Raw genomic sequence first — 13,162 nt, 5'->3', positions numbered from 1 at the left:
ATTCAATCGGATCCAACCTTGGTTTTTATTCCCGCGAAAATCGGTCCGATTCTCAGGTTTTCTTTTTGATCTTTTCGAGAAATTTTTCATTCTGCCAGCAAGACTATGAAAAAGAAAATTCTTCTCCTCGGTTCCGGGGAACTCGGCAAGGAATTTGTAATCGCCGCTCAAAGATTGGGACAACGCGTAATTGCGGTAGATTCGTATGACAACGCTCCGGCGATGCAAGTAGCGCACGAAAAAGAGATCATCAATATGCTCGACGGAAATCTTTTGGATCAGGTGGTCGCAAAACACAAACCGGATCTTATCGTTCCCGAAATAGAAGCGATTCGTACCGAACGTTTTTACGAGTACGAAAAACAAGGGTATCAAGTCGTTCCTTCCGCAAAGGCGGCTAACTTTACGATGAATCGAAAATCCATACGTGATTTGGCGGCGAAAGATTTGAAAGTCCTCACGGCAAAATATCTATACGCGGCCTCGGAAGAAGAACTTCGAAAGGCGATAAAAGAATTAGGACTTCCTTGCGTAATCAAGCCTCTCATGTCCTCCTCCGGTAAGGGACAATCGGTCATTAAATCCGAAGACGATATTGCTAAAGCCTGGGAGGCTTCCCAAACCAAAGGCCGCGCCGGCGCGGCAGAAGTGATCGTTGAAGAGTTTATCCGTTTTGAATCCGAGATCACTTTGTTGACCGTCACGCAGAAAAGCGGAAAAACTCTGTTCTGTCCGCCGATCGGTCATAGACAAGAAAGAGGAGATTATCAGGAAAGTTGGCAACCGACCGAAATTTCTGAATCTCAACTCAAAGAAGCGCAAAGGATGGCTGATTTAGTTACAAGAGAACTGACCGGGGCCGGAATCTGGGGAGTTGAATTTTTTCTTACGAAGGATCAGGTTTATTTTTCAGAACTTTCTCCAAGACCTCACGACACCGGAATGGTTACGTTAGCCGGAACGCAAAACTTCAACGAATTCGAACTCCATCTTCGAGCAATTCTTGGAATTCCAATTTCCGAAATCACTCTGGAAAGAAAAGGAGCGAGCGCCGTTATCCTATCGAATTCAGACGGAAAAGTTCCTTCCGTAACCGGGTTGGACATCGCCTCCGGAATGTCCGAATCCGATTTTAGAATTTTCGGAAAACCCGTCACGCGACCTTATCGAAGAATGGGCGTAACTCTCGCCTATTCTAATAAAGGTGAAGAGATTTCCTCCCTTCGAAAACGTGCGTCACTCTTAGCTTCCAAGATTAAAATCGATTAGGAGATCTCATCGGAACACATATTTCCGTAGTATTGGACCAGTTGCGGGTCCAATACTTTCACGATACCGTTCTCCACGGAAATCATCTTTCTTTGCTTTAAGACCTTCAATCCTTTCTGTAAAATTTCTTCCGGATCTTGCGTAAGATAATTCTGTTTTTCCGTAAGGACGGTTTCTTTGATCGAGTTTTTCAGCTCATTCAATCCGATATCGGCTTCCGCTTCGATTAACATTCTTGCGACCAATTGATTCGGAAGAATCCTGCGATACTTTTTCCAACCTTGGGTGATCTCAAAACCGATCGAACCCGTTGGATCTTCTTCGTGAATATATTTGGATACGGGAATCGGTTCACAGAGATCCATATACACTTCGGTTCTTTTATAAAAAAAATCCCGAAAGCCGGGCTTCTTATCCTTTCCCGAAAATTCTTCGTCCTCCGGAACGTTTTCGTAAGAAAGAGCAATCGGAACCACGATCACTTCGGATCCGGTGTGTTTATAGGCCTCAACCGATGTGGATAGAATTCCGGTCTTGATCGGAATGATTCCGCCGGTCCGGGAACGAGTTCCTTCCGGATATACAAGAGTCGGAATTCCGGCTTCAAGCATCATCGTGGAATACTGAGTCAAACATTCCAAATAAAGAATATTCCGATTTCTTTTACGATCCACCATGTAAGCGCCCAGAGATTTCAAAACGCTAGCAAGGCCCGGAGTCGCCATTACTTTTTTATCTGCGGCGTAACGAGGAACGGGAAGGCCGAGCCATTTTAGACCGAAAGCGACTTCGACGGAATCCAAATGAGATCGATGAGTCGGCGTATATAAAATATCGTATCTGGAAGCGAGGGCTTTTACCTCTTTCACACAACCTCCGATCTTCGGTAATCCGGCGCCCGGTTTAAAACCGCTCAAAACGTAACGAGTCGGCGCGATCAGATGAATCAGCGTATCTCTTAAAAACGGCTTATAATCGTCCGCAATTTCAGAAACATAAAAATCTAATATTCTTGATAGATCCTTGCTTCCTTTTTCATGAAAACTCGATTCTATCTCCCTCCAGAGTTGTATCTCCTTAGGGATTTGAAGCAGGTCGGTAATATCGTTCGATTCTTCCGCTTCTCTATAACGTTTTTCTAATGATTTAATTATCAAAGAAGACTGCTTGATGATTCGATCCGTCATCCCGGGTTGTCCATTTATATGTCGAAGAACGTTCTTTCCGAGCGCTTCCTGAAATTTTTTACCGGACGCCATCCCCAAACCGGAACGTTTGGTTGCCGTTTTGGAAATATGTTTATCCTCGTCCGAAGTGGATTTGGAAACGAACCGGATCAGTTCGGTCGGAGAAACTCGCCTTGTAAGAATTTGAAAAAGCGTGTTGTAGAGCGGAATTTCGACCTTTTTTTCTTCCGCAAGTGCGATGATCGAAGCCAGCGCGAACGCCCCTTCCACATGGCTCTCACTTTGACTTACTTCTTTTTGAATGAACTCGGCGGGATTAAAAAACAATTCTATTCTCTCGATGAGATTCGGCTGATCCTCTCCGGAAATCAACTTCCGAACGAATCGGTGACCATAGGCTTTGTTTCTACTGTAACGGGAAGTGCAAGACGCAATCAAATCGGCAAGGCCGTATTCTTGCACAGGTTTGGTCGGGATTTCCAGCGCATTCAAAAGAGTCGTGATCTCGGAATAGCCGAGACTGATCAACTCTCCTTCAAAATTACTTCCGCATTCAGGAATTCCGGAGGCGATTCCGCAAGCGATTGCGATCGGATTTTTCATGACTCCGAAAATCTCCAGGCCGACAAGATCTTCGTAAGTTTTCGTATGATTTCGAGAACCGTTAAAAAGAGCGTCGAAGATCTCAATGGACCGCTGCCCCGATGTGGAAAGACAATAAAAACTATGATGTCCTCTTTTCAATTCTCCGAGAAGATTCGGTCCGTTAACTGCGGTATATTCTATGTTCGAAAAGCCGGCGTCGGATGCTAGTTTTTCAATATATTCAGAATATGTAATACATTTATTCTTGCGTCTCGTGGATGCGGACAATATTCCTTTCGTAAAGGTGAAGATCGAATGAGATAAATCCTTATCGAGGACTTTAATCAACTCTTCTAAAATCCCCTCCATAAGACGGGAAGGAACCGCTATGATAATGATCCAAGAACCGACTTTCAAAAAATCGAATTCACTCGTGATCTGAACGTTTTCGGGAAGAGTAATCGAATCTTCCAATAAGGAAGTAATTCTTTCTTTTTGAATTTTTTCCGCGCGTTTACGATCGTCGTACCAAAGGAACATTTTTTCAGTCTTCGGAGAAAGATAAGTGGAGAGAAAGACTCCCATCGGTCCTCCTCCCAAAACGGCGATATTTTTTAAAATCTCTTCGGATGGTTTTATTTCTTCCATTCTAATTGCTATTGGGAGCCTAAGAATTTCCGAAACAATCAGAAAACGTTCCCTTTTGTTTTCTTTTTCCGGGTTGCCTAAGTAGTAAAAGAAAAGATCGTGGGTTTGTGATTTTAAACGGATCCAAAAATCAACGCAAAGAATTCTTTTTTTATTTCTTTGTCATATCCGCGGTTCTGATTGCGAACAATTGCTCGACCTATCTTCAAAATCGAAAGAATGATTTTAAAGACATTTTCACTGCGGGCGTTGAAAATCCGGGTTACGGAGCAGGTTTAAGAATCGGCCCTCTCGCAGCGGGCTTTGTTTTTCAAGGCGGAGAATCCTCTCCCGGACAAAGAGATCTAGGAAAAGGTTACGGATTGAGAGGGGGTCATTTCGGAACGTATCGATCTCAACAACTAATCTTCGGAATTTTAGGAAGTGATACTTTTTTTCCGTTGAATGTTGAAACTCAAACCGCGGATACCGGAGACGAAGAAATATCTCCCGAGCTTCAAGAGGAACTTAAGAATTTGGAGAATACGAAAATTCCCGGCGATAAAGTTCCGGAATTTTTAAATGAAAGATATAATATCAAAAGTCAAAAACTGCGTTATCTGTCCTTTTATCACATCCCGGTTGCGGAAAGAAGAAAAAGAAAAAAAGAAGAATTCTATAGAAGATTTATCGAAGAGCAGAATTTTGATCGAAACGATCCTTCGATTCAAAACGCTCTGCAAGCGCTCAACAAAAAGAAAGAAGGTTATCCGAAAAGTTTTCTATTTCAGATAGAAGTATATTTGGGAATTTATTATGGCGTAAGAATCGGAGTCAACCCCGCGGAGCTTGTAGACTTTTTACTCGGACTCGCGGGATTGGATTTATTGGAAGACGATGTCGCCGATTAGAGTTTGTATTCCATCTTTTTGATGACGCCTTTTTTATCGATCGTCAGCTTGATGAACTTAGTATCTTCCGTGATACTCGCGGGCTTTTCAGCCAATGTTTTATAAGAATTTTTCTGGTATTCGGTAGAAACGAGATACCACTCTAAAACCGCTCCGTCCTGTGTGTTTAATTCCACTGAGGGAGTTCCTAAAACGGCTTCAGCCTTAATACGTTTATCACCTTCTTTGATCATTCCGACTTCGAACGTTCTGATGTCGGAGTTGGGCTGGAATTCCTGTTTAGGAGGTTGTTTCTTATCCTCCGATTTACAAAACGAAAGAACGGAAAGACATGATAGAATCATGAGCGCTGAAAAAATTTGTTTCATCGTAATCTTCTCTAAGTTTGAATTTTGAACTGCAATAGTTACCCGCATTTTAAGATTGTCGAGATTAAAAATCGAATGAAATTTTAAAAAATTCTTCTTTAACACCGCTTAAGAATCACAATGGTTCCATGAAAGAAAGAGAAGATATGATTCAAACCGTTCTCTTAACCGGCGGAAGCGGCTCCTTAGGACTCATTCTTTTACCCGAATTACTGAAAAGATTCAGAGTCGTAAACGTCGGACGGACTCTATCTTCTTTTCCCGACTCGATTCGATTCCATCCGAACTTCGTCTTTTACGAATTCGATCTAGAAGGATCGAAAGAACTTAACATAAACGAAGAACCTTTGTTTATCATTCATCTTGCCGGTAAAGTAAGCGGAGACGGTTCGAGTTATGAGGATTATAAGAGAGGCAACGAAGAAGGAACAAAAAAAATTCTTAACTTCGCGTCAAAACATAGGAAAGCAGGAATCCTCTTTTCCAGTTCAACTTCAGTTTACGGTTTTTCGAATGACCCCGTCACAGAAGATTCCCCGTTACTGGGAAAAACCTATTACGCGCTTTCCAAAATCGAATGTGAATCTCTCTTCCAAAATTCGAAAAACAAATTCGTCGTATTACGGATCGCTTCGGTTTACGGCCCGACGAGCAAAAGTTTTCTAAATAAAATTCTGCGAATATTTCGATATGGAATTCTTCTTTGTTCCGGTAATCCGAAATTTAGAAAATCAATCGTTTATTCCGCAGATGTGATCGATGCCGTCCTAGTAGTCTTAGAAAAATGGAAAAAAGCCTCGGGGAAAATTTACAACGTCGCGCATCCGCAAACGTTTTCTTTTCCCGAGCTTGAAAACGTATTTCAAATCGTTTTCCCGCGTAAATTTTATTTTCGAATCCGATTCAAAGGACTCATGTTAGGAATATTTTATTTTTTTAATATACTCTATTCCAAAATCGGCGGAGGAAAAATCGGCATCGAATACATACAGGAAACATCCGTTGTTGATTCTTCTCGAATTCAAAAAGAACTCGGATTTAAGTTTAAAACTCCGTTCGATGCAGGAATTCGCGAGATCGTTCAAACAAAGAGGACGGGTTAAAAATCCGATCTTTCGGAAAGAATTTTCAGCAAACGATCCAAGTCGTTTTTAAGGTCCGTTAGGCTTTTTTTATCGATGTCCAGGTTTTCCATCAGCTTGTCGGGTACGCAGATCGCTTTTTCTTTTAGTTTCTTACCTTTGGATGATAGAAAAATCTGAACGGAACGTTCGTCTTCGGAGGATCTTTTTCTATGCACGAGTTCCGATTCTTCCAGACGTTTGAGCAGAGGGGTTAAAGTACCGGAATCCAAATATAATTTTTTTCCGATTTCTTTGACGTTGCGCCCGTCTTCCTTCCATAAAATCAAAAGGACCAAATATTGAGGATATGTGATGCCGAGTTCCTCTAAGATGGGTCGATACAAGGAAGTTACCGCTCTAGAACAGGCGTATAAGGGAAAACAGATTTGATTCTCTAAAAATAATTCTTTGGCGATCATAAATTTACCCGTCTTGAATTTCCAAAACGGGTTTTATCTTTATTTTTTTAAGAGGTCTTTGATTTCTTTTTCAATCTTATCGGGGGTTGTGATCGGCGCATAACGTTTGATCACTTTTCCGTTTTTATCGACCAAAAATTTCGTAAAATTCCATTTGATCGAATTTCCAAAAAAACCGGATGCTTCGCTTCTAAGAAAACGAAATACCGGATGAGCGTTATCTCCGTTCACATCTATCTTTTTGAAAATAGGAAATTCAACTCCGTAATTTCTCTGACAAAAACTTTTGATCGCTTCATCGGAACCCGGTTCTTGGTGTTTAAATTGGTCGCAGGGAAATCCTAATACTTCCAATCCTTCCGAGTTATATTTTTTATAAAGCTCTTGAAGAGCCGCATACTGAGGAGTAAACGCGCATTCGCTGGCAGTATTGACGATTAAAAGGACTTTCCCTTTATAATCCTCTAATTTCTGTTCTTTGCCGCTGTTCAGAGTGGCCGTGAGGTCGTAGAGTGTTTGGCTCATTTCAATCTCCATTTAGATTGTGCACAATTTAATTTTACAAAATGGATTTAAACCCAATCGGTCAAGAAGAATTTTTTATTTTTTAGGAAACTCTGTCCAAACGCTTCTAAGGGGTTGATTTTTTATAGAACCGCTTAGAATGAATCCTATGAGTTCCAAGCATAAAATTCTAATACCGCTTCCTTCGAAAGACTTTGATCCGTCAGAGGCTGCGATTCCCTGGAAGGTCTTAAAAGAGAATGATTTCGAAGTTTTCTTTGCCACTCCGAGCGGACAACCGGCGGAAGCCGACTTTAGAATGTTGACCGGAAAAGGCTTGGGCATTTGGAAACCGATTCTCATCGCTCATAAGAATGCAAGAGCCGCGTATCGGGAGATGATCGAGGATCCTAATTTTTTACATCCATTCTCTTACGGCGATCTAAAACCGGAAGATTTTTCCGGAATGATTCTTCCCGGAGGTCACGCGCCTGGAATGAAAGAATATCTAGAATCAGAAATTCTTCAAAACTTTGTAGGAGCTTTTTTTGCGACCGGCAAACCTCTTGGCGCGATTTGTCACGGCGTAGTTTTAGCGGCTCGAAGTAAATTTCCCGGAACGGATCGTTCGATTCTTTTTGGAAAAAAAACGACCGCACTTTTAAAATCGCAAGAGATGGCTGCTTGGAATTTAACCAGATTATGGTTAGGCGATTATTACAGAACTTATTCTCAATCCGTAGAAGACGAAGTGAAAGAAAACTTAAAGGATCCGAAGGATTTTCATCTCGGGCCAAAGCCGATTTTCAGAGACAGTCATAAAAAAATCAAAAGGGGACATTCACTGACCGACGGAAATTACGTTTCTTCCCGATGGCCGGGCGACGCGTATTCATTCGTAAATTCTTTTATGAAGTTATTTTAACTTTCTCAAAGTAAGAAGTTTCACAGTCTAAAATATTCAGGAAATAGAATGCAAGATCATAGCTTACTGATAACTCTCATTGTCTTTCTTTCCGCGGCCGTAATTTCGGTTCCTTTATTTAAAAAGATAGGATTGGGTTCCGTAGTCGGATATCTTATCGGAGGAACGATCATCGGACCCTGGGGTATCGGATTGATCACCGATGTGGAGAGCATTCTCCATCTTTCGGAGTTCGGAGTAATTTTGCTTTTATTTCTCATCGGCCTAGAATTGAAACCGCAAAGGCTCTGGGTTTTGAGAAGACCCGTTTTCGGCTTGGGCGGTCTTCAAGTCATTCTTACCTCTATTATCTTTTTCGCAATTCTATCGTTTTTCGGATTAAACAAAGCGCAAGCGATCGTCATCAGTATTAGTATTTCATTATCTTCTACCGCGTTCGCTCTTCAGGTTTTAGGAGAGAAGAATGAGTTGAACACCGCCCACGGAAGAAGTTCGTTTGCTATTCTTCTTTTCCAAGATCTCGCAGTGATTCCGGTTATGGCGATTCTTCCCTTTTTAGGGGAATCCACGGGCGAAACGGCGACACAAAATACACTCATGCACATTTTGACTGCGATCGGAATGGTGCTTGCGGTAATACTCGCCGGAAGATTTTTAGCGAGGCCTTTGTTTCGACTCGTCGCTTCTTCCGGAAATCATGAAATTTTCACCGCACTTTCACTTTTAATCGTCGTTGGTGTGTCCTTGTTGATGGATCAAGTAGGGCTTTCAATGGCACTCGGTTCTTTTTTGGGCGGCGTGATTCTTGCAGATTCCGAATACAGACATGAGTTAGAATCGAATCTTGAACCTTTCAAAGGTCTGCTCTTAGGTCTTTTCTTTTTAGCGGTGGGAATGTCCATAAATTTGGGTGAAGTTTTAAAAGATCCGATTCTTGTGATTCTTTTTGCGTTAGGCCTCATGGCGGTCAAAGCGATAGTTCTTTACTTTTTGGGAAGAGTCACGAAACAAAATGAGGAAACCTCTCTCAATCTTGCGGTAACAATTTCCCAAGGCGGAGAATTTGCTTTTGTGATCTTAGGAGTCGGAGTTTCGCTTTCCATCCTTCCGAGAGAAAGAGCAGATCTAGTCATTGCCGTAGTAACGTTATCCATGGGTTTAACCCCGATCCTTGGCCTGGTAAAAGACAAGGTTGTAGAGATATTTTTTAAAAATACCGAAGAACAAGAAGCGGATAATATCGAAGAACAAAACAGAGTTATCATTGCGGGCTTCGGAAGATTCGGTCAGATCATAGCAAGGATGTTATTCGTTCACAGAATCGGATTTACCGCGCTGGAACACAACCCCGATCAAGTAAATGTCGCGAGAAGATTCGGTTATAAGATTTATTACGGAGACGCGAGCAAATTGAGTCTTCTCCGTTCCGCTGGAGCCGGGCAAGCGGATCTTTTTATATTAGCGGTTCAAGATATAGATGTTTCCGTAAAAGTTGCCGAAATGGTAAAAAAACATTTTCCGAACCTTACGATCATTGCACGCGCACGAAATCGAGAACATGTTTTTAAATTATTGGAGCTCGGCGTAAAAATCATCAGAAGAGACACCTTTGCTTCCGCTCTTGAATTGGCGGGCGAAACTTTGAGTCATCTCGGTTTTATGGATTCCGAAGTCGAGCAGAAGATTAAGAAGTTTCGCGCTCACGACGAATTGACTCTCAAAGGACAGTACCAAGTGAGACACAATGAAAAAGAATTCATACAATTTTCTAAAAACTCGATCCGCCAGTTAGAGGCTGCGTTCGAAGCCGATCGACTTGAAAAAGAGGGAAAGACCGGTACTTAAATGTAGATTCGTTTCGATTGCCTCGAAATGAACGATTTGACAAAAAAAGCGTCAAATCGAACGCAAGTTACTCAATAAATTATTCTTCGATTATTTCTTAGCTTTTTCTTTATCTAAAAATATGATCTCAAGCTGATTTTTCTCTGTCTTTTAGATCCAGCCTACCGGATATGTTCAATATAGGAAACTTTTCCGCTTTGAACTTCCCATAGAGTTCAAATCGGGAAAATCCAATTCTCTTCACTATTCTCTCCGGAGTGGCTCTTCGTCGAGCCGCTCCGATTTTTTGCGGTGATAATTCGATCCTTGAAATCAGTGTCTTTTTATAAAATACGGAATTAGTTCAAATCATTTTTCAAATTTAAATTTTTAGAAGAATTTGATTCTCTTTTTAGTCGCGTTAGGCGTTATTTCCGGAAAATCCGCCGAAGACAAATCCGGAGGATGATATCCCATTGCAAATAAGCGTTATTATTTGAATGCAGACGAATTGGAATCTGATTTTTTAGAGAGATTTTAATATCTCTTCACGTTTCTTTCTGTATTCTTCTTCCGAAATCAATTTTTTATCGAACAAAGCTTTCAGTTCGATCATTCTTTTCTCCGAATCACTGATGTTCATTTTTTTACTGGAATTTATTTGCTCAGGAGTTGTCGGAGACTGAATTTGAAAAGGGGCGATAACATGGTATTTTTTGGATTCATTCTTTGAGTCGTCTTTAAAATAAACTAGTTTTCCGATCGCTGAATCGGGAATAAAGACTTCCAGCGAAGGTTTTAGATTCGATTCCGAAATGGAGAAATTTGACCAATCTTGAAACGAATAAGGGGTCTGAAAATCGATGAACTGATTCAATTCGAAAAAAACAAAGTGAATCGCTTCCGACGCCGGATACAAAAGAAAAACAGTTCTTCGGATTCTCCTTCCCGGATTGATCGTATCTTCTTTTTTTAGAATCCAAAGTTGATAGCATTGATCGGGGGATTGCGCGAATTTTTGTAAGGAACGGTCCGCGATTTCCTTGCTCAATTCTTTTGAAAAGATGCGTAACGCGGCATCGTTCACCAGAGATTCGTTTTTGTTTCCCAGTTGAAACAAGGATTCTTCCAAAAGTTTTTTGAAAGTTTCGGAATCTATACTTGCCGGATACTTCGCGTTTATATCTATCCAAGTCGGGAACTCGGAACCCTTTGCGAAAGAATAGAAAGCGATGGAATCCGAGGAATAGTTGAGTTCTTTACGAATCCCGGCGAAACAGGAAAAAAAAACGAATGTAATTAGGATTACGAGAAGGCGATTCATAAAAAGGGCGAAGATACTCTCTTCTGAAATTAAAATCGATCGAAGAGAATTATTCTTTTTTCTCCGAATCTTTCTTTTTAAGAATGTTTCCGATCTTTCCGAGATCTTCAGGTTTGATTTTTGTTCCCGCGGCTTTTTTGTTTTCTTCCTGAATATCCTTATACACTTCGGCTCTATGAACCGAAACGTTTCTAGGAGCCTTGACGCCGATCTTCACCTGATCTCCTTTGATATCGACGATTACGATTTCGATATCATCGCCGATCATAATCGACTCGTTTGTTCGTCTCGCAAGAACCAGCACTTAACTCATCTCCACGGCGGCGGTTTCTAAAATTTTTTCGCGGACCGAGTGGGATTCGTTTCTAGAAATAAATTGTTTTCCTATTAGACTTCCTTTGTTGATAAGAATCGGTCCCTGCATATTAGCAGTCATCAACGCTGGATCTTCTCCGGGAATCGTCACTATGACAAGCGTTAGACTTTCTTTGATCTCATCGATCCCTATCAATTGAAGTTCTTGTTCCGGAATCAACGGTTTGTATTCCTTTTTAAAAAGCGACGGCGGAATTACAACAAAAGCTAAATCCACTTCTTCCGTCGATTGCAGCCATTTAAAAACGGATTCTTCCTCCTCTTCTATCAAGGCAAAATTTTTATAATCCTCAAATCCGAGAAGACCTTCCGGAAATGAAAGGATTTGTTTCTCCGATATTTGTATCTTTCCAAACGGCTTTGTTTGAATCTCGATTCCCATTTTAAATTCTTACCCCGGACCTTTCCATTCAGAACATTCTATCTATTTTTTATCTCAAAAAATCCATCAATGTCGGTTTAATAATTTTCGATCCGACGTTGAGCGCATATTGATGAACCGTTTCCAACCATTTCATATTCATGATCGTCTCCGGAAAATCTACTCCTTCGTTTTTAGCAAGAAGTTCGGTGATGTAAGATTTATCGAAGTCCACTCGTTGTGCGTGTTCTTCCATTCGATTCATTCTAGCGCCCACGACCGCGCGGTAACGCAGAATATTTTCCATCGCCAAATCCAAGTCTTGAAGATCGCGGCCCGAGATTCTTTCCTGATCTTTTTGAATCAAGTCGTTCCTGAATTGAATCATCACATCGAAAACTGAAAGTCCGGTTACTGTTGCCGACTTAGAATAGTTGTTAGGCGGTTCTGAGGTCGCAGAATCCACAAGTCCGATGTCCCTAAGAATCGTTCCGCCTTCGGTATCTTCCATCCAGATTTGATGAGGGGCCGTCGAACTCAAACTGATATTATCCTGCGCGAGTTTGTTAGCCTTTACCTCCAAAGGAGAATTGTTGATCTTATCGATGATATCGTCGATCGTATCTCCGGCTGAAATATGAATTTCCACTCCGTCGATTTTAAATTTTTGATCGGACGTCGCGATATATCCCGAGTTATCCACCTTGCTGGTGATACTCATGTTCGTTCCCCAGAAAACTTTGTTCCCTGGAATCGTTACGGGAATGTATTCGCCTTTTTCGATTTCACGAAGTTGTTCTCCGATATCTCCTCGATATTCCACTCCGATAAATTGATTTTTGAGTTCGATGCCCTGAAGACCTTTGATCTTGGATTCGATCGGTTCAAAAGGAGGTCTTTCAATCACGTGCCCGCCGAATAACGGACGACCGGTTGCGTCTCTTGTATTCGCAATATCTACGAGTGCTCTTAAGATTTCATCGATCTCCTTCCCGATCGCAACCTCGAGTTCAAACCCCTTATCTCCTTGGTAGATACCGTTCGACGCTTGGACAGCGAGAACCCTGGCTCTTTGAAAAAGGGAACCGATACGATCCAGTTCTCCGTCGATCTGCTGAAGACGGGAATTTCCGTCGTCGATATTTCTTTGAAAGGTATCTAACTCGTTCAACCTAGAACGAAAAAACATCTGATTTGTAGCACGACCGGGTTCATCTGAAGGAAGACGAATCCTTTGTCCGGTCGCGAGTTGGTTCTGCGTTTCGTCCATTTGTAGCTGATGTCTGTTTAAATTTTTGACCAGACTGTTGTTCTGCATCATGTTCGTTATGCGCATCATAAAATTTTCTCCTTACTCAC

The 13,162-nt window shown here is 41.5% G+C and carries 13 protein-coding genes; 5 read left to right on the top strand and 8 right to left on the bottom strand.

Annotated elements, in window-relative coordinates:
• Positions 1–105: 105 nt before the first annotated feature.
• Positions 106–1,269, top strand: a complete 1,164-nt coding sequence (purT, locus tag CH376_RS18040; RefSeq protein ID WP_100784574.1) for a formate-dependent phosphoribosylglycinamide formyltransferase — start codon at positions 106–108, stop codon at positions 1,267–1,269.
• Here purT and CH376_RS18035 read toward each other — a convergent pair.
• Positions 1,266–3,689 carry a 1-acyl-sn-glycerol-3-phosphate acyltransferase gene (locus CH376_RS18035; RefSeq protein WP_100784573.1) on the bottom strand — a complete coding sequence of 808 codons (2,424 nt, stop codon included), beginning with the start codon at positions 3,687–3,689 and terminating at the stop codon, positions 1,266–1,268. The two genes, purT and CH376_RS18035, sit on opposite strands and share 4 nt — an antisense overlap.
• A 164-nt stretch (positions 3,690–3,853) precedes the next feature.
• On the opposite strand from CH376_RS18035, the gene CH376_RS18030 reads away from it, so the two are divergent.
• A complete protein-coding gene (locus CH376_RS18030) occupies positions 3,854–4,579 on the top strand; it encodes an LIC13411 family adhesin (RefSeq protein WP_243394683.1) in 726 nt (241 codons plus the stop codon).
• Here the strand turns inward: CH376_RS18030 and CH376_RS18025 are convergent.
• Complete coding sequence (locus CH376_RS18025; RefSeq protein WP_100784763.1) at positions 4,576–4,947, bottom strand: LIC13410 family lipoprotein; 372 nt, start codon at positions 4,945–4,947, stop codon at positions 4,576–4,578. The genes CH376_RS18030 and CH376_RS18025 overlap by 4 nt on opposite strands.
• A 128-nt stretch (positions 4,948–5,075) precedes the next feature.
• Between CH376_RS18025 and CH376_RS18020 the strand changes: the two genes are divergently transcribed.
• Positions 5,076–6,050 (top strand): NAD-dependent epimerase/dehydratase family protein, encoded by a 975-nt coding sequence (locus CH376_RS18020; RefSeq protein ID WP_100784571.1) that lies wholly within the window; start codon positions 5,076–5,078, stop codon positions 6,048–6,050.
• Here the strand turns inward: CH376_RS18020 and CH376_RS18015 are convergent.
• Both CH376_RS18015 and CH376_RS18010 read right to left on the bottom strand, forming a co-directional pair.
• Positions 6,047–6,490 carry a MarR family winged helix-turn-helix transcriptional regulator gene (locus tag CH376_RS18015; protein ID WP_100784570.1) on the bottom strand — a complete coding sequence of 148 codons (444 nt, stop codon included), beginning with the start codon at positions 6,488–6,490 and terminating at the stop codon, positions 6,047–6,049. The two genes, CH376_RS18020 and CH376_RS18015, sit on opposite strands and share 4 nt — an antisense overlap.
• A gap of 39 nt (positions 6,491–6,529) precedes the next feature.
• Complete coding sequence (locus tag CH376_RS18010; RefSeq protein ID WP_165781698.1) at positions 6,530–7,015, bottom strand: glutathione peroxidase; 486 nt, start codon at positions 7,013–7,015, stop codon at positions 6,530–6,532.
• Positions 7,016–7,163: 148 nt separating this feature from the next.
• Between CH376_RS18010 and CH376_RS18005 the strand changes: the two genes are divergently transcribed.
• Together CH376_RS18005 and CH376_RS18000 are read left to right on the top strand one after the other, a co-directional pair.
• Positions 7,164–7,919: a type 1 glutamine amidotransferase domain-containing protein gene (locus CH376_RS18005; RefSeq protein ID WP_100784568.1), complete on the top strand. Its 756-nt coding sequence runs from the start codon at positions 7,164–7,166 to the stop codon at positions 7,917–7,919.
• Positions 7,920–7,967: 48 nt separating this feature from the next.
• A complete protein-coding gene (locus CH376_RS18000; protein WP_100784567.1) occupies positions 7,968–9,764 on the top strand; it encodes a monovalent cation:proton antiporter-2 (CPA2) family protein in 1,797 nt (598 codons plus the stop codon).
• Between the two features lie 505 nt (positions 9,765–10,269).
• Here CH376_RS18000 and CH376_RS17995 read toward each other — a convergent pair.
• From CH376_RS17995 to CH376_RS17980, 4 genes are read right to left on the bottom strand one after another with little or no spacing between them, the layout of a single operon-like run.
• Positions 10,270–11,067, bottom strand: a complete 798-nt coding sequence (locus tag CH376_RS17995; RefSeq protein WP_100784566.1) for an LA_1326/LA_4305 family lipoprotein — start codon at positions 11,065–11,067, stop codon at positions 10,270–10,272.
• A 49-nt stretch (positions 11,068–11,116) separates the two neighbouring features.
• Positions 11,117–11,371, bottom strand: a complete 255-nt coding sequence (csrA, locus tag CH376_RS17990; protein WP_100784565.1) for a carbon storage regulator CsrA — start codon at positions 11,369–11,371, stop codon at positions 11,117–11,119.
• Complete coding sequence (fliW, locus tag CH376_RS17985; protein ID WP_100784564.1) at positions 11,372–11,824, bottom strand: flagellar assembly protein FliW; 453 nt, start codon at positions 11,822–11,824, stop codon at positions 11,372–11,374.
• Between the two features lie 49 nt (positions 11,825–11,873).
• Entirely contained in the window at positions 11,874–13,139 is a 1,266-nt protein-coding gene (locus CH376_RS17980; RefSeq protein ID WP_100784563.1) for a flagellar hook-associated protein 3, read from the bottom strand.
• Between the last annotated feature and the right edge of the window lie 23 nt (positions 13,140–13,162).

It is taken from the genome of Leptospira adleri (assembly GCF_002811985.1).
GTDB lineage: Bacteria > Spirochaetota > Leptospiria > Leptospirales > Leptospiraceae > Leptospira > Leptospira adleri.
The sequence above is the reverse complement of the archived record's forward strand: the minus strand, read 5'-3'. Positions and strand labels throughout refer to the sequence as shown.

Coding starts and splice junctions, on each gene's coding strand:
- purT (WP_100784574.1), top strand. CDS start 106: ATGAAAAAGAAAATTCTTCTCCTCGGTTCCGGGGAACTCGGCAAGGAA.
- CH376_RS18035 (WP_100784573.1), bottom strand. CDS start 3,689: ATGGAAGAAATAAAACCATCCGAAGAGATTTTAAAAAATATCGCCGTT.
- CH376_RS18025 (WP_100784763.1), bottom strand. CDS start 4,947: ATGAAACAAATTTTTTCAGCGCTCATGATTCTATCATGTCTTTCCGTT.
- CH376_RS18020 (WP_100784571.1), top strand. CDS start 5,076: ATGAAAGAAAGAGAAGATATGATTCAAACCGTTCTCTTAACCGGCGGA.
- CH376_RS18015 (WP_100784570.1), bottom strand. CDS start 6,490: ATGATCGCCAAAGAATTATTTTTAGAGAATCAAATCTGTTTTCCCTTA.
- CH376_RS18010 (WP_165781698.1), bottom strand. CDS start 7,015: ATGAGCCAAACACTCTACGACCTCACGGCCACTCTGAACAGCGGCAAA.
- CH376_RS18005 (WP_100784568.1), top strand. CDS start 7,164: ATGAGTTCCAAGCATAAAATTCTAATACCGCTTCCTTCGAAAGACTTT.
- CH376_RS18000 (WP_100784567.1), top strand. CDS start 7,968: ATGCAAGATCATAGCTTACTGATAACTCTCATTGTCTTTCTTTCCGCG.
- CH376_RS17995 (WP_100784566.1), bottom strand. CDS start 11,067: ATGAATCGCCTTCTCGTAATCCTAATTACATTCGTTTTTTTTTCCTGT.
- fliW (WP_100784564.1), bottom strand. CDS start 11,824: ATGGGAATCGAGATTCAAACAAAGCCGTTTGGAAAGATACAAATATCG.
- CH376_RS17980 (WP_100784563.1), bottom strand. CDS start 13,139: ATGCGCATAACGAACATGATGCAGAACAACAGTCTGGTCAAAAATTTA.